This is a genomic window from Verminephrobacter aporrectodeae subsp. tuberculatae At4 (assembly GCF_000193225.1).
GTDB lineage: Bacteria > Pseudomonadota > Gammaproteobacteria > Burkholderiales > Burkholderiaceae_C > Acidovorax > Acidovorax aporrectodeae.
This window is the reverse complement of the sequence record NZ_AFAL01000810.1, coordinates 1-529: the sequence shown is the minus strand read 5'-3', so window position 1 is coordinate 529 and position 529 is coordinate 1. Positions and strand designations below refer to the sequence as shown.

Genomic DNA, 529 nt, shown 5'->3' with positions numbered 1-529 from the left:
GCGTGATGGTCTTGGCCGCCCCGTTCACCACGGCGCCAGTGACGGTAATGGCCGTGGCGCCGCTGAGCGTAAAGCCTGCGTTGCCCGTCAGTGCGGTGTCGTCCAAGTTGTCGGTATCGTCGTACGTGAGCTCCAGCTGGTTGCCGTTGACGACCGTGGCGACGAGGAGTCTCGGGGGCGTCGTCTCTACGGATCCCGCTGGCGTGTTGTTCTCCACGCCCGCGCTTGCGAAGTTCGCCGCGCTGTTGCCTGCCGCGTCCGCTACGCCTGCTACCCCTTCGGGTTTGGTGTAGCTCACCCCCAGCCTCTCCTGGCTGGTCACGGCGCGGCTCAGCGTCAGCGTCACGGTCTTGGCCGTGGCGTTCACCAAGGCGCCGGTGACGGTGATGGCACTGCCACCAACGCTGAGGACCGTAAAGCCCGCGTTGCCCGTGAGCGCGGCATCGCTCAGATTGCTTTCGTCGGTGTAGGTCACCACCACCTGGTTGCCGTTGGCCGTGGCGCTGCTGAACTCCGGGGGCGTGGTGTC

1 protein-coding gene is annotated in these 529 nt (G+C 66.5%); it reads right to left on the bottom strand.

All coding sequences use genetic code 11. The annotated features are described in order from the left end of the window. On the bottom strand, window positions 1–529 hold a 529-nt coding region (locus VTU_RS29425), incomplete at both ends, for a SwmB domain-containing protein (RefSeq protein WP_010108815.1).